At 56.5% G+C, this 16,175-nt stretch carries 17 protein-coding genes; 16 read left to right on the top strand and 1 reads right to left on the bottom strand.

Annotation, left to right across the window (positions count from 1 at the left end; all coding sequences use genetic code 11):
- Window positions 1-5: 5 nt before the first annotated feature.
- A complete protein-coding gene (gene dnaA / locus AB7M23_RS06250) occupies window positions 6-1,511 on the bottom strand; it encodes a chromosomal replication initiator protein DnaA (protein ID WP_065759562.1) in 1,506 nt (501 codons plus the stop codon).
- A 582-nt stretch (window positions 1,512-2,093) separates the two neighbouring features.
- On the opposite strand from dnaA, the gene rpmH reads away from it, so the two are divergent.
- From rpmH to atpG, 16 genes are all read left to right on the top strand, one after another.
- Entirely contained in the window at window positions 2,094-2,228 is a 135-nt protein-coding gene (rpmH, locus tag AB7M23_RS06245; protein WP_002551315.1) for a 50S ribosomal protein L34, read from the top strand.
- Window positions 2,229-2,241: 13 nt separating this feature from the next.
- The gene (rnpA, locus tag AB7M23_RS06240) at window positions 2,242-2,643 is read left to right on the top strand and encodes a ribonuclease P protein component (protein ID WP_065759563.1); all 402 of its coding nucleotides are present in this window, start codon (window positions 2,242-2,244) and stop codon (window positions 2,641-2,643) included.
- Window positions 2,636-2,881 carry a membrane protein insertion efficiency factor YidD gene (gene yidD / locus AB7M23_RS06235; RefSeq protein ID WP_099776493.1) on the top strand — a complete coding sequence of 82 codons (246 nt, stop codon included), beginning with the start codon at window positions 2,636-2,638 and terminating at the stop codon, window positions 2,879-2,881. The genes rnpA and yidD overlap by 8 nt, the downstream gene beginning before the upstream one ends.
- A gap of 2 nt (window positions 2,882-2,883) precedes the next feature.
- The gene (gene yidC, locus AB7M23_RS06230; protein ID WP_065759564.1) at window positions 2,884-4,557 is read left to right on the top strand and encodes a membrane protein insertase YidC; all 1,674 of its coding nucleotides are present in this window, start codon (window positions 2,884-2,886) and stop codon (window positions 4,555-4,557) included.
- 83 nt (window positions 4,558-4,640) lie between these two features.
- On the top strand, window positions 4,641-6,011 hold the full coding sequence (mnmE, locus tag AB7M23_RS06225) for a tRNA uridine-5-carboxymethylaminomethyl(34) synthesis GTPase MnmE (RefSeq protein WP_454240422.1): 1,371 nt from the start codon (window positions 4,641-4,643) through the stop codon (window positions 6,009-6,011).
- Window positions 6,012-6,526: 515 nt separating this feature from the next.
- The gene (gene mnmG / locus AB7M23_RS06220; protein ID WP_099776491.1) at window positions 6,527-8,419 is read left to right on the top strand and encodes a tRNA uridine-5-carboxymethylaminomethyl(34) synthesis enzyme MnmG; all 1,893 of its coding nucleotides are present in this window, start codon (window positions 6,527-6,529) and stop codon (window positions 8,417-8,419) included.
- Window positions 8,420-8,424: 5 nt separating this feature from the next.
- Entirely contained in the window at window positions 8,425-9,060 is a 636-nt protein-coding gene (gene rsmG / locus AB7M23_RS06215; protein ID WP_176717420.1) for a 16S rRNA (guanine(527)-N(7))-methyltransferase RsmG, read from the top strand.
- 18 nt (window positions 9,061-9,078) lie between these two features.
- Window positions 9,079-9,870 (top strand): ParA family protein, encoded by a 792-nt coding sequence (locus AB7M23_RS06210; protein ID WP_065759568.1) that lies wholly within the window; start codon window positions 9,079-9,081, stop codon window positions 9,868-9,870.
- A 9-nt stretch (window positions 9,871-9,879) separates the two neighbouring features.
- A complete protein-coding gene (locus tag AB7M23_RS06205; RefSeq protein ID WP_065759569.1) occupies window positions 9,880-10,752 on the top strand; it encodes a ParB/RepB/Spo0J family partition protein in 873 nt (290 codons plus the stop codon).
- 149 nt (window positions 10,753-10,901) lie between these two features.
- Window positions 10,902-11,309, top strand: a complete 408-nt coding sequence (locus tag AB7M23_RS06200; RefSeq protein ID WP_065759570.1) for a F0F1 ATP synthase subunit I — start codon at window positions 10,902-10,904, stop codon at window positions 11,307-11,309.
- Between the two features lie 16 nt (window positions 11,310-11,325).
- Entirely contained in the window at window positions 11,326-12,195 is an 870-nt protein-coding gene (gene atpB / locus AB7M23_RS06195; protein ID WP_065759571.1) for a F0F1 ATP synthase subunit A, read from the top strand.
- A gap of 144 nt (window positions 12,196-12,339) precedes the next feature.
- Window positions 12,340-12,597: a F0F1 ATP synthase subunit C gene (gene atpE / locus AB7M23_RS06190; RefSeq protein WP_003097235.1), complete on the top strand. Its 258-nt coding sequence runs from the start codon at window positions 12,340-12,342 to the stop codon at window positions 12,595-12,597.
- A gap of 57 nt (window positions 12,598-12,654) precedes the next feature.
- The gene (locus AB7M23_RS06185; RefSeq protein WP_065759572.1) at window positions 12,655-13,125 is read left to right on the top strand and encodes a F0F1 ATP synthase subunit B; all 471 of its coding nucleotides are present in this window, start codon (window positions 12,655-12,657) and stop codon (window positions 13,123-13,125) included.
- Between the two features lie 12 nt (window positions 13,126-13,137).
- A complete protein-coding gene (locus AB7M23_RS06180; protein ID WP_065759573.1) occupies window positions 13,138-13,674 on the top strand; it encodes a F0F1 ATP synthase subunit delta in 537 nt (178 codons plus the stop codon).
- Between the two features lie 21 nt (window positions 13,675-13,695).
- Window positions 13,696-15,240 carry a F0F1 ATP synthase subunit alpha gene (gene atpA / locus AB7M23_RS06175; RefSeq protein ID WP_065759574.1) on the top strand — a complete coding sequence of 515 codons (1,545 nt, stop codon included), beginning with the start codon at window positions 13,696-13,698 and terminating at the stop codon, window positions 15,238-15,240.
- A gap of 50 nt (window positions 15,241-15,290) precedes the next feature.
- Entirely contained in the window at window positions 15,291-16,151 is an 861-nt protein-coding gene (gene atpG / locus AB7M23_RS06170) for a F0F1 ATP synthase subunit gamma (RefSeq protein WP_065759575.1), read from the top strand.
- The last annotated feature ends 24 nt before the right edge of the window (window positions 16,152-16,175 follow it).

The raw sequence follows: 16,175 nt of genomic DNA, 5'->3' as shown, positions 1-16,175 counted from the left end.
AGTCATCACGTTGTCAGCGTCCGCAGCAGGTTCTTGTAGTCCTCGCGGATATCCGCGTCGGATTCCTTGAGTTCGTTAATCTTGCGGCACGCGTGCAACACTGTCGTGTGGTCACGACCGCCAAATACGTCGCCAATTTCAGGCAAGCTGTGGTTGGTCAGTTCCTTGGACAACGCCATCGCCACTTGTCGTGGTCGCGCGACCGAGCGGGAACGCCGCTTGGACAACAGATCGGAGATCTTGATCTTGTAGTACTCGGCAACGGTGCGCTGGATGTTATCCACACTCACCAGTTTGTCCTGCAGCGCCAGAAGATCCTTGAGCGACTCCCGAATCAGTTCAATGGTGATGTCACGGCCCATGAAGTGCGAGTGGGCAATGACCCGCTTGAGCGCACCTTCAAGTTCACGGACGTTGGAACGAATCCGCTGAGCGATAAAGAACGCCGCATCGTGCGGGAGATCGACCTTGGCCTGATCGGCCTTCTTCATCAGGATCGCCACCCGCGTCTCCAGCTCCGGTGGCTCGACGGCAACCGTCAATCCCCAACCGAAACGAGACTTCAGGCGTTCTTCCAGGCCTTCGATTTCCTTCGGGTAACGGTCACTGGTGAGAATGACCTGCTGACCGCCCTCAAGCAAGGCGTTGAAGGTGTGGAAAAACTCTTCCTGCGAACGCTCTTTACGGGCAAAGAACTGAATGTCATCGATCAGCAGCGCATCGACCGAACGGTAGAAACGCTTGAATTCGTTGATGGCATTGAGCTGCAGTGCCTTCACCATATCCGCAACAAAACGCTCGGAATGCAGGTAGACAACCTTGGCATTCGGATTTTTCTTGAGCAGGTGGTTACCCACAGCATGCATCAAGTGCGTTTTACCCAGGCCAACGCCCCCATAAAGGAAGAGGGGGTTATAGCCATGTTTCGGGTTGTCGGCCACTTGCCAGGCAGCCGCACGGGCCAACTGGTTGGATTTACCTTCGACAAAGTTCTCGAAGGTAAAGGTACGGTTCAGGTAGCTGGTGTGTTTCAACGCACCTTCAACCTGCACGGTTCGTTGTTCGGCCCGGCCGCCAGAAGCAGGGGGGGCGTTGTTTTCCCCCATGGCATCGAAGCTATCGCGTGAAGGCGCATCCTCGATTTGAGCCACAACTGGCGCAGCGATCGGTTCAACGACCGGCGGGGCGACTTGAGCGGCTTGCGCCTGGGAAGCGGCAACAGCGGCCGCCAGCGGCGCATTGGGCGCAGCGCGAGGCGCAGAGCTGCGTCTGCTGCCTATTAATAAGGAAAGCGCTGGCGCAATGCCGTTGCCCTGTTCGCCTAGCAGTTCGAGCAGACGCCCAAGGTACTTCTCATTGACCCAATCGAGAACGAAACGGTTGGGCGCATACACGCGCAACTCGTCGCCTTCGGCTTCGACCTGTAGCGGACGGATCCAGGTGTTGAATTGCTGGGCAGGCAGTTCATCGCGCAGAAGCTCTACGCACTGCTGCCAAAGTTCCACTGACACGGATATCCCCTGAGTTTGAAAGCCGGTGAGGCAAAAACAAGCAGCCATTGTACCCGACCGGCCGCGCAGTTATCCACATGCCGATGCGATGAGCGTGGTGATAGATCAGCGACTTAGTGAACAAAATGATGCTGGAGGGGTGTGAATAAGCCCTGTGGATAACCGCACCTGAGGTCTTTGCACAAGTGCGGGTCGAAATCTGTTGATAACTCGCGTGTTGATAACTCGCATTTTTATCCACAGATTTTCCGAGCGTTCGGCACAGCCAGAGCACCGCTTCCCGACAAGGTTTAAATTCTCTGTACGCCATGTAAATAAAGGCCTGTAGAACCTTATCCACAGAATTCTTCTACATAAGCTTTATAAGATTTACAGAAAAGCTTTAAATAATTCCTCTCTCTTTTTTTATGTTTAGGTCTGAACGCTGTACCTCGACACGTTCACACCCAACCCCCACCCACGTGACCACCTATAAGGAAAAGCTGGTTGGAAATTGACCTATGGCCTTGCTTTCTCTAGAATCGCCGATCTCTTAAAACGGGGGCCATTCCGGCCCGTAGTCGACGAACCAGGTAACACGCCATGAAACGTACTTTCCAACCAAGCACCATCAAGCGCGCTCGCACTCACGGTTTCCGTGCCCGTATGGCCACCAAGAACGGTCGTGCCGTTCTGTCGCGTCGTCGTGCCAAAGGCCGTAAGCGTCTGGCCGTTTGATCATTCGGCACAGGTGGTGAGTCAGGACTTCAGTCGGGAAAAGCGTCTGCTGACCCCCCGACATTTCAAAGCGGTCTTCGACTCCCCAACCGGCAAGGTTCCAGGCAAGAATCTTTTGCTCCTTGCCCGCGAGAACGGTCTGGATCACCCCCGCTTGGGGCTTGTGATCGGGAAAAAGAGCGTCAAGCTCTCCGTTCAGCGAAATCGACTCAAGCGATTGATGCGCGACTCATTCCGCCTTCACCAAGATCTATTGGCAGGTTGGGATATCGTTATCGTTGCGCGCAAAGGCCTGGGCGAGATCGAAAACCCAGAATTGCACCAACATTTTGGCAAGCTCTGGAAGCGTCTTGCGCGTAATCGGCCCGCTCCAGCGCCAACCGAATCCGTAGGGGTAGACAGTCCAGATGCGTAAACTGGCACTCGTTCCGATCCAGTTTTACCGTTACGCCATTAGTCCTCTGATGGCCAACCACTGTCGTTTCTACCCCTCCTGCTCCTGCTACGCACTCGAAGCCATTGAGTCTCATGGTCTTCTGCGTGGCAGTTGGCTGACCGTTCGTCGACTGGGGCGTTGCCATCCGTGGAACCCTGGTGGATACGACCCGGTTCCGCCCGCTTCTTCTTCCCGTACTTCTTCGATAGCCGAGTAATCATGGATATTAAACGCACGATCCTGATCGTCGCCCTGGCAATCGTGTCTTATGTCATGGTTCTTAAGTGGAACCAGGACTACGGACAGGCAGCCTTGCCGACCCAGAACGCCGCCACCGCGCCGGCGTTGCCGGACACCGCGCGGGCCGCAAGCAATTCCGCCAGTGCCGATGTTCCGAGCGCCAACCCCGAGTCGAATTCGACCGAACTGGCCCCGGTTGCCATCAGCAAAGACCTGATTCGGGTCAAGACCGATGTTCTTGATCTGGCTATCGATCCCAATGGCGGTGATATCGCGCAGCTGATGCTGCCGAAATACCCGCGCCGTCAGGACCATCCCGATATTCCGTTCCAGCTGTTCGACAACGGCGGCGAGCGTGTTTACCTGGCACAGAGCGGCCTGACCGGTACCAACGGCCCGGATGCTCGTCCATCTGGTCGCCCGCTGTACGCTACCGAACAGAAAAGTTATCAACTGGCCGACGGTCAGGATCAACTGGTCGTCGACCTGAAGTTCAGCGACAACGGCGTCAACTACATCAAGCGCTTTACACTCAAGCGCGGTGAGTACGACCTGACGGTCAGCTACCTGATCGACAACCAGAGCGGTCAGGCCTGGAGCGGCAACCTGTTTGCCCAGCTCAAGCGCGATGCCAGCTCGGATCCGTCCTCGAGCACTGCCACCGGTACTGCCACTTACCTGGGTGCTGCCCTGTGGACAAGTGCAGAGCCGTACAAAAAAGTGTCGATGAAAGACATCGACAAGGGCAATCTGAAAGAAAATGTGTCTGGTGGTTGGGTAGCCTGGCTGCAGCACTACTTCGTGACGGCCTGGATTCCGAACAAGTCTGACAACAACATCGTTCAGACGCGCAAGGACAGCCAAGGCAACTACATCATCGGTTTCACTGGCCCGACACTGGAAGTCGCTGCAGGTGGTAAAGCCGAAACCAGCACCATGCTGTATGCCGGTCCGAAAATTCAGTCCAAGCTCAAGGAGTTGTCCCCAGGCCTGGAACTGACCGTCGACTACGGCATTCTCTGGTTCATTGCCCAGCCAATTTTCTGGCTGCTGCAACATATCCACAGCCTCCTGGGTAACTGGGGCTGGTCGATCATTGTCCTGACCATGCTGATCAAGGCACTGTTCTTCCCGCTGTCGGCCGCCAGCTATCGTTCGATGGCGCGCATGCGTGCCGTGGCACCCAAGCTTGCTTCGCTGAAAGAACAATTTGGCGATGACCGGCAGAAAATGTCGCAGGCCATGATGGAGCTGTACAAGAAAGAGAAGATCAACCCGCTGGGTGGCTGCCTGCCGATCCTGGTGCAGATGCCAGTCTTCCTTTCGCTGTACTGGGTGTTGCTGGAAAGCGTGGAAATGCGCCAGGCACCTTGGATGTTCTGGATTACCGACCTGTCGATCAAGGATCCGTTCTTCATCCTGCCGATCATCATGGGCGCGACCATGTTCATTCAGCAGCGTCTGAACCCAACCCCGCCGGATCCGATGCAGGCCAAGGTGATGAAGCTGATGCCAATCATCTTCACCTTCTTCTTCCTGTGGTTCCCTGCAGGTCTGGTGCTGTACTGGGTTGTGAACAACGTGCTGTCCATCACTCAGCAGTGGTACATCACCCGTAGCATCGAAGCGGCTAGCAAGAAAGCTGCTGCATAACGGGTTAGCCAGCTAACCTGTGGATAAACGCCCCCTCGTGGGGCGTTTTGCTATCTGTCGTTTTTGTCGTGAGGCCGTCGATCATGAATACTCCGCGTGAAACCATCGCTGCCATCGCCACCGCCCAAGGGCGCGGAGGGGTAGGGATTGTGCGTATCTCCGGCCCCTTGGCGAGCCAAGCCGGGTTGTTGATCGCTGGCCGGACACTAACCCCGCGCTACGCGCATTACGGGCCGTTTCGCGGTGAAGATGGCCAGGTCATCGACGAAGGGCTGGCGCTGTACTTCCCAGGACCGAATTCGTTTACCGGTGAAGACGTACTCGAACTCCAGGGGCACGGTGGCCCGGTGGTGCTGGACATGCTCTTGCAGCGTTGCCTGCAGTTGGGCTGCCGGCTTGCTCGCCCTGGTGAATTCAGCGAGCGTGCTTTTCTCAACGACAAGCTTGACCTGGCGCAGGCTGAAGCAATTGCCGATCTAATCGAGGCCAGTTCTGCACAAGCGGCACGTAACGCCTTGCGTTCGTTGCAGGGTGAGTTTTCCCGACGTGTGGATAAACTCACCGAGAGGTTGATCAACCTGCGCATCTACGTGGAAGCAGCCATCGACTTCCCTGAAGAGGAAATCGACTTCCTTGCCGATGGCCATGTCTTGAGCATGCTTGATCAGGTACGTGCTGAATTATCCACAGTACTGCGCGAAGCCGGGCAGGGGGCCTTGCTGCGCGATGGCATGAACGTGGTTATTGCCGGGCGCCCCAACGCGGGCAAATCCAGCCTGTTGAACGTGCTCGCCGGTCGCGAGGCAGCCATCGTCACTGATATTGCCGGTACTACCCGGGACATTCTTCGTGAACATATCCACATCGATGGCATGCCGCTGCATGTCATCGATACCGCCGGTTTGCGTGACACCGACGACCATGTGGAAAAGATTGGTGTAGAACGCGCACTGAAAGCCATTGGCGAGGCCGACCGGGTATTGCTGGTGGTGGATAGCACCGCACCTGAAGCCAGCGATCCCTTTGCGCTCTGGCCAGAGTTCCTTGATCTGCGCCCGGATCCCGCCAAGGTCACCCTGATTCGCAACAAGGCGGACCTCAGTGGTGAGCCGATCACCATGACGCACAGCGATGATGGCCATGTCACCATTACCTTGAGTGCCAAGGATACGGACATGGGGCTTGATCTACTGCGCGAACACCTCAAGGCCTGCATGGGTTATGAACAGACCGCCGAGAGCAGCTTCAGCGCTCGCAGGCGCCACCTGGAAGCGCTCCGCCAGGCCAGCGACAACCTTGAACACGGTCGTGCACAGTTGACCCTGGCTGGCGCTGGTGAGCTTTTGGCTGAAGACCTGCGTCAGGCACAACAAGCACTTGGTGAAATCACCGGTGCATTCAGCTCCGACGACTTGTTGGGCCGAATCTTCTCCAGCTTCTGCATCGGCAAGTAAGCACCTTATCCACAGTCGGCTCAGTTTCGAGCCGACTGCTGCGCGTCATCTCCCGCCTTTCTCTCCCGACACGAATGCCTTCACAGGTCACGCCAGAGGATTTTTCCTGCCCGTGTGCTGGCTGCCTGTGAATTAAGCCCTGTGGAAAACTCACCTTCAGCTCCGTTGATAACTAGCCTTCAAGGTTGGAGATAACCTGCGCTGTGGGTAACTAGCCATTTGATCCACAGGCTTAAAGCGCTTATCCAGAACGCTCAGACCCACTAGATCACAGGCTTATAAATCGCTGTACATGACGTAGATAAAGGCCTGCAGCACTTTATCCACAGAAAGGTGGCTGCATAAGAATAAACATAAAAACAAAGCTTTAATAAATTTCTCTCTTTAATTTCTATTGCCTGCCACTCATCCACAGGCTGGTTAAATTTTGTGCAAAAGGTTCCTTTAGAGGGGGGGAAGTCCCTATACTTGTCGGCTATCCCTTATTTATTCGCGAAACAGGCACGAGGTGCGTGGTGGATTTCCCTTCCCGTTTTGAAGTGATCGTCATCGGCGGCGGCCATGCCGGTACCGAGGCTGCGCTTGCGTCAGCACGCATGGGTGTGAAAACCCTGCTGTTGACCCACAACGTGGAAACCCTCGGTCATATGAGTTGCAACCCGGCCATCGGTGGTATTGGCAAAAGCCACCTGGTCAAGGAAATCGATGCACTCGGTGGCGCAATGGCGCTGGCAACCGACAAGAGTGGTATCCAGTTCCGCGTTCTGAACAACCGCAAAGGTCCGGCAGTACGTGCCACCCGTGCACAGGCAGACCGTGCGATCTACAAGTCGGTAGTGCGCGAGATCCTTGAGAACCAACCCAACCTGTGGATATTCCAGCAGTCGTGCGACGACCTGATCGTCGAGCAGGACCAGGTGCGTGGTGTCGTCACTCAAATGGGCCTGCGTTTCTTCGCCGATGCAGTGGTACTGACCACCGGTACTTTCCTTGGTGGACTTATCCACATCGGTTTGCAGAACTACTCCGGTGGTCGTGCCGGTGATCCACCGTCGATTGCCCTGGCACATCGCCTGCGTGAATTGCCCTTACGGGTTGGTCGTCTGAAAACCGGCACCCCGCCACGTATCGATGGTCGCTCTGTGGATTTCTCGGTGATGACCGAACAGGCGGGTGACACGCCCACCCCGGTGATGTCGTTCATGGGGTCGCAGCAGATGCACCCGCGCCAGGTCAGTTGCTGGATTACCCACACCAATGCCCGCACCCACGAAATCATTGCGTCGAACCTTGATCGTTCGCCAATGTATTCCGGTGTCATCGAGGGTATTGGCCCGCGCTACTGCCCTTCGATCGAAGACAAGATTCACCGCTTTGCGGACAAGGAGAGCCATCAGGTCTTTATCGAACCTGAAGGCCTGACGACACACGAGCTGTATCCGAACGGGATATCCACATCCCTGCCATTCGACGTGCAACTGCAGATCGTTCGCTCGATCCGCGGCATGGAGAATGCGCACATCGTTCGTCCGGGTTATGCCATCGAGTACGATTACTTCGATCCGCGAGATCTCAAGTACAGCCTTGAAACCAAAGTGATTGGCGGCCTGTTCTTTGCTGGCCAGATCAACGGCACCACCGGCTACGAAGAAGCCGGTGCACAAGGATTGCTGGCCGGGACCAACGCCGCGTTGCGTGCACAGGGCCGTGAAAGCTGGTGCCCGCGCCGCGATGAAGCGTACATCGGTGTGTTGGTCGACGACCTGATCACCCTCGGTACTCAAGAGCCGTACCGCATGTTCACTTCTCGGGCCGAGTACCGGTTGATCCTGCGTGAAGACAACGCCGACCTGCGCCTGACCGAAAAAGGTCGCGAACTGGGCCTGGTCGACGACGCCCGTTGGGCGGCCTTTACCGCTAAACGCGAAGGTATCGAGCGCGAAGAACAACGTTTGAAAAGCACCTGGGTACGCCCTGGTACGGCGCAAGGCCAAGCCATTGCAGAGAAATTCGGTACGCCGCTGAGCCATGAGTACAACCTGCTCAACCTGCTCACCCGTCCGGAAATCGATTACGCCGGTTTGATCGAAGTCACTGGTAGCGAAGGCATTGATCCACAAGTTGCCGAGCAGGTCGAAATCAAGACCAAGTACGCCGGCTATATCGATCGCCAGCAGGAAGAAATTGCTCGTCTGCGTGCCAGCGAAGATACCCGTTTGCCCGAGGATATCGACTACACGAACATTTCCGGGCTTTCCAAGGAAATTCAGAGCAAACTCAGCCAGACTCGTCCGGAAACATTGGGTCAGGCTTCCCGTATCCCTGGCGTAACCCCGGCAGCAATTTCACTCTTGCTGATTCACCTGAAAAAACGCGGCGCAGGCCGTGAGTTGGAGCAAAGCGCTTGAGTTCCATGGTCACCCCTCAACATGCCGAAGAGTTGTCCACAGGCGCCCGCGAACTGGGCGTCGAGTTGAGTGCCAGCCAGCAGGAGCAACTGCTGGCGTACCTGGCACTGCTGATCAAGTGGAACAAGGCGTATAACCTGACCGCTGTGCGTAACCCGGACGAGATGGTTTCCCGTCATTTGCTCGACAGCCTGAGTGTAATGCCGTTTATCCACAGCGAGCGTTGGCTTGACGTCGGCAGCGGCGGTGGCATGCCCGGTATTCCATTGGCTATCCTGCATCCGGAAAAGCAGGTCACGGTGCTCGACAGCAATGGCAAGAAAACCCGCTTCCTGACTCAGGTAAAGCTGGAATTGAAACTGGATAACCTGCAAGTTATCCACAATCGGGTTGAGGCGTTCCAGCCGGAGCGCCCTTTCACCGGAATCATTTCGCGTGCTTTCAGCAGCATGGAAAACTTCACTAACTGGACGCGGCACCTGGGGGATACCCAGACGCAGTGGCTGGCAATGAAAGGGCTGCATCCAGCTGATGAGCTGGTAGCATTGCCGGCAGATTTCAAAGTGGATAGCGAGCAGGCCTTGACCGTACCGGGTTGCCAAGGCCAGCGCCATCTGCTGATACTGCGCCGCACGGCATGACTGGGAACACAAGCAAGAATGGCTAAGGTATTCGCAATCGCGAACCAGAAGGGTGGTGTGGGTAAGACCACCACCTGTATCAATCTCGCAGCATCGCTGGTGGCGACCAAGCGCCGCGTGCTGCTGATCGATCTCGATCCACAGGGCAACGCCACCATGGGCAGTGGTGTGGATAAACACGTCCTGGAACATTCGGTCTATGACCTGTTGATCGGTGAATGCGATCTGGCCCAGGCCATGCGCTTCTCCGAGCACGGTGGTTATCAACTGCTGCCGGCCAACCGTGACCTGACCGCCGCCGAGGTGGTGTTGCTGGAAATGCAGATGAAGGAGAGTCGCCTGCGTACCGCGCTGGCGCCGATCCGTGAAAGCTACGACTACATCCTCATCGATTGCCCGCCGTCGCTGTCGATGTTGACCCTCAACGCCTTGGTCGCGTCCGATGGCGTGATCATTCCGATGCAATGTGAATACTTTGCGCTGGAAGGTTTGAGTGACCTTGTGGATAACATCAAGCGGATTGCCGAGCGGCTTAATCCACAGCTGAAGATCGAAGGCTTGCTGCGGACCATGTACGACCCGCGCCTGAGCCTGATCAATGATGTATCGGCGCAGCTCAAGGAGCATTTCGGTGATCAGCTGTACGACACCGTGATCCCGCGCAACATTCGCCTGGCCGAGGCACCAAGCTTCGGCATGCCGGCGCTGGCCTATGACAAGCAATCGCGCGGTGCCTTGGCCTACTTGGCCCTGGCCGGTGAGATGGTGCGTCGCCAGCGTCGTCAATCTCGCACTGCACAAGCAACTTAAGGAATCCGTATGGCCGTTAAGAAACGAGGTCTCGGACGTGGGTTGGATGCACTGCTGAGTGGTCCGACTGTCAGCGCGCTCGAAGAGCAGGCTGTCAAAGTTGATCAGAAAGAACTGCAACACCTGCCGCTCGACCTGATCGAGCGCGGGAAATACCAACCTCGCCGCGACATGGATCCGCAGGCGTTGGAGGAATTGGCGCACTCGATCCGTAGCCAGGGCGTCATGCAGCCGATCGTGGTTCGTCCGATCGCTGACAATCGCTATGAAATCATTGCGGGTGAGCGCCGCTGGCGCGCCAGTCAGCAGGCCGGCATGGATACCATTCCGGCAATGGTTCGTGATGTACCCGATGAGGCGGCCATCGCAATGGCCCTGATCGAGAACATCCAGCGCGAGGACCTCAACCCGGTGGAAGAGGCGATTGCCCTGCAACGGCTGCAGCATGAGTTCCAGCTGACCCAACAGCAGGTTGCCGATGCCGTGGGCAAGTCGCGGGTTACCGTGGCCAACCTGTTGCGCTTGATCACCCTGCCGGAAGTCATCAAGACCATGCTCTCCCATGGCGATCTGGAAATGGGCCATGCACGTGCATTGCTCGGATTGCCGGATGAGCAACAGGTTGATGGGGCGCGACATGTTGTCGCACGTGGACTGACGGTGCGCCAGACTGAAGCACTGGTCCGTCAGTGGCTCAATGGCAAGCCTGAACCGGTCGAACCGGCCAAGCCTGATCCGGACATCGCACGCCTTGAACAGCGGCTCGCAGAGCGGTTGGGCTCGGCTGTCCAGATCCGTCATGGGAACAAGGGCAAGGGCCAGTTGGTGATTCGTTATAACTCACTGGATGAGTTGCAGGGCGTCCTTGCTCACATCCGCTGAAACAATTCCTGTTGTAGCGCACAGTCGGAAATCACTACCCAGCAGTTGAATAGGGGTTAAACCGCCCCTATACTCTGCGCGCATTTTGTCGGCACAAATTATGCCAAGTCAGAGTTGACAGGTTGGCCGACTTTTGAGGAGCAGTTGTGATGGAAACCCGCACGCCAAACCGCTTGCCTTTCCATCGCTGGGCGGTTTTTCCGGTACTGCTGGCTCAGTGTGTCGTGTTTCTGTTGGCAGCCTTGGCGTTGTGGCAGTGGCGCGGGGCAGTCGACGGATATTCAGGCCTCTGCGGAGGGCTGATTGCCTGGCTACCGAATGTGTACTTTGCTTGGAAGGCTTTTCGGTTTACCGGAGCCAGGGCAGCGCAGGCCATCGTCAAGTCGTTTTACGCTGGCGAGGCAGGCAAATTGATTTTGACGGCAGTGCTGTTCGCGCTGACGTTTGCAGGAGTGAAGCCATTGGCGCCATTAGCAGTATTCGGCGTCTTTCTGCTGACCCAGTTGGTCAGCTGGTTCGCGCCCCTGCTAGTGAAAACAAGACTTTCGAGACCTTAGGGCGTTTGAGGCAAACATGGCAGCAGAAACCGCTTCGGGCTATATCCAGCACCACTTGCAGAACTTGACCTACGGTCAACTACCAGACGGCGGTTGGGGTTTTGCCCATTCCGCAGCAGAAGCCAAAGCAATGGGCTTCTGGGCGTTCCACGTGGACACCCTGGGTTGGTCCTTTGCGCTGGGTCTGATCTTCATTCTCCTGTTCCGCATGGCGGCCCGGAAAGCAACTTCCGGTCAACCTGGCGGCCTGCAGAACTTCGTTGAAGTGCTGGTGGAGTTCGTCAACGGTTCGGTCAAGGACAGTTTCCACGGTCGTAGCCCGGTTATCGCACCGCTGGCGCTGACCATCTTCGTCTGGGTCTTCCTGATGAACGCCATCGACCTGGTACCGGTCGACTGGATTCCTCAACTGGCCATGCTGATTTCCGGCGACAAGCACATTCCTTTCCGTGCAGTCTCCACGACTGACCCGAACGCTACCCTGGCCATGGCCTTCTGCGTGTTCGCGTTGATCATTTTCTACAGCATCAAGGTCAAGGGCATCGGCGGTTTCCTCGGCGAACTGACCCTGCATCCGTTCGGCAGCAAGAACATCTTCGTTCAGATCCTGCTGATTCCGGTGAACTTCCTGCTGGAATTTGTGACCCTGATCGCCAAGCCAATCTCCCTGGCACTGCGTCTTTTCGGCAACATGTACGCCGGCGAGCTGGTGTTCATCCTGATTGCCGTGATGTTCGGTGCTGGTCTGCTCTGGCTCAGCGGCCTGGGCGTGGTGCTGCAGTGGGCGTGGGCGGTGTTCCACATCCTGATCATCACCCTGCAAGCGTTCATCTTCATGATGCTTACCATCGTCTACCTGTCGATGGCTCACGAAGATAACCATTAAGACCGCCTGGCGTGTCTGAAGACCCTTTCGCCGGTACGGGCAAGGGTCGCAAAAGGTCCGCAAGGGCAGCTGTACAAAACGATTTTGCTTTACCGCTTCAAACTAAAAAACCTAACCAATACGACGTAAAAGTCGGGAGGAAAGATGGAAACTGTAGTTGGTCTTACCGCTATCGCTGTTGCTCTGCTGATCGGCCTGGGTGCACTGGGTACCGCCATTGGTTTCGGCCTGCTGGGCGGCAAGTTCCTGGAAGGCGCTGCTCGCCAGCCAGAGATGGTTCCAATGCTGCAAGTTAAAATGTTCATCGTTGCCGGTCTGCTCGACGCCGTAACCATGATCGGTGTTGGTATCGCTCTGTTCTTCACCTTCGCTAATCCCTTCGTTGGTCAAATCGCCGGCTAATCACTCGAATTTTCGAGTGGTTTTGTGTGATGGACAAAGAACGAGCGAGGTGTTGGCGTGAACATTAATGCAACCCTGATTGGCCAGTCCGTTGCGTTCTTCATCTTTGTGCTGTTCTGCATGAAGTTCGTGTGGCCTCCGGTCATCGCGGCATTGCAAGAACGTCAGAAGAAGATCGCGGATGGACTGGACGCTGCCAGCCGAGCAGCTCGCGACCTGGAGCTGGCCCAAGATAAAGTGGGTCAGCAACTGCGCGAAGCGAAAGCTCAGGCAGCCGAAATCATTGAGCAAGCCAAGAAGCGCGGTGCTCAGATCGTCGAGGAAGCCCGTGATCAGGCCCGCGTCGAAGCTGACCGTGTGAAGGCTCAGGCTCAGGCCGAGATCGAACAGGAACTTAACGGTGTCAAAGACGCGCTGCGCGCCCAACTGGGTAGCCTGGCCGTTAACGGCGCTGAGAAGATCCTTGGTGCCACAATCGATCAAAACGCGCATGCGGAGCTGGTTAACAAACTGGCCGCTGAAATTTAAGCGAGGGCGATCATGGCAGAATTGACCACGTTGGCCCGACCTTACGCTAAGGCTGCCTTTGAGCATGCCCAGGCCCATCAGCAACTGGCCAATTGGTCAGCCATGCTCGGCCTGGCTGCTGCGGTGTCGCAAGACGGCACCATGCAGCGCCTGCTCAAGGCCCCGCGACTGACGAGCGCAGAAAAGGCCGCCACTTTTATTGAAGTGTGCGGTGACAAGTTTGATGCCCAGGCACAGAATTTCATTCATGTTGCCGCGGAAAACGACCGTCTCCTGCTGTTGCCGGAGATTTCGTCGCTGTTCGAGCTGTACAAGGCCGAGCAGGAAAAATCCGTGGACGTGGAAGTCACTAGTGCTTTTGCGTTGAACCAAGAACAGCAAGACAAACTCGCCAAGGTTCTCAGTGCACGGCTCAGCCGGGAAGTGCGACTGCACGCTGTGGAGGATACCTCCCTCATAGGTGGTGTCGTGATCCGCGCCGGCGACCTGGTAATCGATGGCTCGATTCGCGGCAAAATCGCGAAACTGGCCGAAGCATTGAAATCTTGAGTTTGAAGGGGCAGCAGAGCAATGCAGCAACTCAATCCTTCCGAAATTAGTGAAATCATTAAGGGTCGCATCGAGAAACTCGATGTCGCCTCTCAAGCCCGCAACGAAGGTACTGTCGTCAGCGTTTCTGACGGTATCGTGCGGATCCACGGTCTGGCCGACGTTATGTACGGCGAAATGATCGAGTTTCCGGGCGGCGTCTACGGTATGGCCCTCAACCTGGAGCAAGACTCCGTTGGTGCGGTAGTACTGGGCGCATATACCTCCCTTGCCGAAGGCATGAGTGCCAAGTGCACTGGCCGCATCCTGGAAGTTCCGGTTGGTAAGGAACTGCTGGGTCGCGTAGTCGACGCACTGGGTAACCCAATCGACGGTAAAGGCCCACTGAACAACACCGAGACCGATGCGGTCGAGAAAGTTGCTCCGGGCGTTATCTGGCGTAAATCGGTAGACCAGCCTGTACAGACTGGCTACAAATCCGTCGACGCCATGATTCCAGTCGGCCGTGGCCAGCGTGAGCTGATCATCGGTGACCGTCAGATCGGTAAAACCGCCATGGCGGTTGACGCGATCATCAACCAGAAAAACAGCGGCATCTTCTGCGTCTACGTCGCCGTTGGTCAGAAACAATCGACCATCGCCAACGTTGTTCGCAAGCTGGAAGAAAACGGCGCTCTGGCTAACACCATCGTTGTTGCCGCCAGTGCTTCGGAATCCGCCGCACTGCAATTCCTGGCGCCATACGCCGGTTGCACCATGGGCGAGTTCTTCCGTGACCGCGGTGAAGACGCGCTGATCGTTTACGATGACCTGTCCAAGCAAGCTGTTGCTTACCGTCAGATCTCCCTGCTGCTGCGTCGTCCACCAGGACGTGAAGCGTACCCAGGTGACGTGTTCTATCTCCACTCCCGTCTGCTGGAGCGTGCATCGCGCGTTTCCGAAGAGTACGTTGAGAAGTTCACCAACGGTGCAGTAACTGGCAAAACCGGTTCCTTGACCGCTCTGCCGATCATCGAAACCCAGGCTGGCGACGTTTCCGCGTTCGTTCCGACCAACGTGATCTCGATCACCGACGGTCAGATCTTCCTGGAATCGGCCATGTTCAACTCGGGCATCCGCCCTGCAGTTAACGCCGGTGTTTCGGTATCCCGTGTAGGTGGTGCCGCTCAGACCAAGATCATCAAGAAGCTGTCCGGTGGTATCCGTACCGCTCTGGCTCAGTACCGTGAACTGGCTGCATTTGCCCAGTTCGCTTCTGACCTGGACGAAGCCACCCGTAAGCAACTCGAGCACGGTCAACGTGTTACCGAGCTGATGAAGCAGAAGCAATACGCGCCAATGTCCATCGCTGACATGTCGCTGTCGCTGTATGCCGCTGAGCGTGGGTTCCTGGTCGACGTTGAAATCGCCAAGATCGGTAGCTTCGAACAAGCGCTGATTGCTTACTTCAACCGTGATCACGCCGAACTGATGGCGAAGATCAACGTGAAGGGTGACTTCAACGACGAAATCGACGCTGGCATCAAAGCCGGTATCGAGAAGTTCAAGGCCACCCAAACCTGGTAAGCCGCAGCGGGGGCTTTGCAGCCCCCGCTTGCTAACCTGATAGGTGTTACATGGCAGGCGCAAAAGAGATTCGCAGTAAGATTGCGAGCATCAAAAGCACGCAAAAAATTACCAGCGCCATGGAAAAAGTGGCGGTCAGCAAGATGCGCAGGGCTCAACTGCGTATGGCTGCTAGCCGTCCTTACGCGGAGCGCATCCGCCAGGTGATTGGTCATCTGGCCAACGCCAACCCGGAATACCGCCACCCGTTCATGATCGATCGCGCCATCAAGCGTGTCGGTTATATCGTGGTGAGCAGTGACCGTGGTCTGTGCGGCGGCTTGAACACCAACCTGTTCAAGGCCCTGGTCAAGGACATGTCGGCAAACCGCGAACAAGGCGTCGAGATCGACCTGTGCGTGATCGGCAGCAAAGGTGCGGCATTCTTCCGTAACTTCGGCGGTAACGTCGTTGCTGCAATCAGCCACTTGGGCGAAGAGCCATCGATCAACGATCTGATTGGTAGCGTCAAAGTCATGCTGGACGCATACCTGGAAGGCCGTATCGATCGCCTGTCCGTGGTGTCGAACAAGTTCATCAATACCATGACGCAAAAACCAACGGTCGAGCAGTTGATTCCGTTGGTCGCAACCCCGGATCAAGAACTCAAGCACCACTGGGACTACCTCTACGAACCCGATGCCAAAGAGCTGCTGGACGGCCTGATGGTGCGTTACGTGGAGTCGCAGGTCTACCAGTCGGTAGTCGAGAACAACGCGGCTGAACAAGCTGCGCGGATGATCGCAATGAAAAACGCCACCGACAACGCCGGCGACCTGATCAGCGATTTGCAGCTGATCTACAACAAGGCACGTCAGGCTGCGATCACCCAAGAGATCTCGGAAATCGTCGGCGGCGCTGCCGCGGTTTAACGGTTCAAATATTCAGAGGATCCA

Source organism: Pseudomonas sp. HLS-6 TE3448 (assembly GCF_053629555.1).
This window is presented reverse-complemented; position numbering and strand designations above follow the sequence as displayed.

Bases quoted from the DNA above. Each gene is read 5' to 3' on its own strand.
- rpmH (WP_002551315.1), top strand. From the start codon at position 2,094: ATGAAACGTACTTTCCAACCAAGCACCATCAAGCGCGCTCGCACTCAC.
- yidD (WP_099776493.1), top strand. From the start codon at position 2,636: ATGCGTAAACTGGCACTCGTTCCGATCCAGTTTTACCGTTACGCCATT.
- yidC (WP_065759564.1), top strand. From the start codon at position 2,884: ATGGATATTAAACGCACGATCCTGATCGTCGCCCTGGCAATCGTGTCT.
- mnmE (WP_454240422.1), top strand. From the start codon at position 4,641: ATGAATACTCCGCGTGAAACCATCGCTGCCATCGCCACCGCCCAAGGG.
- rsmG (WP_176717420.1), top strand. From the start codon at position 8,425: ATGGTCACCCCTCAACATGCCGAAGAGTTGTCCACAGGCGCCCGCGAA.
- AB7M23_RS06210 (WP_065759568.1), top strand. From the start codon at position 9,079: ATGGCTAAGGTATTCGCAATCGCGAACCAGAAGGGTGGTGTGGGTAAG.
- AB7M23_RS06205 (WP_065759569.1), top strand. From the start codon at position 9,880: ATGGCCGTTAAGAAACGAGGTCTCGGACGTGGGTTGGATGCACTGCTG.
- AB7M23_RS06200 (WP_065759570.1), top strand. From the start codon at position 10,902: ATGGAAACCCGCACGCCAAACCGCTTGCCTTTCCATCGCTGGGCGGTT.
- atpB (WP_065759571.1), top strand. From the start codon at position 11,326: ATGGCAGCAGAAACCGCTTCGGGCTATATCCAGCACCACTTGCAGAAC.
- atpE (WP_003097235.1), top strand. From the start codon at position 12,340: ATGGAAACTGTAGTTGGTCTTACCGCTATCGCTGTTGCTCTGCTGATC.
- AB7M23_RS06180 (WP_065759573.1), top strand. From the start codon at position 13,138: ATGGCAGAATTGACCACGTTGGCCCGACCTTACGCTAAGGCTGCCTTT.
- atpA (WP_065759574.1), top strand. From the start codon at position 13,696: ATGCAGCAACTCAATCCTTCCGAAATTAGTGAAATCATTAAGGGTCGC.
- atpG (WP_065759575.1), top strand. From the start codon at position 15,291: ATGGCAGGCGCAAAAGAGATTCGCAGTAAGATTGCGAGCATCAAAAGC.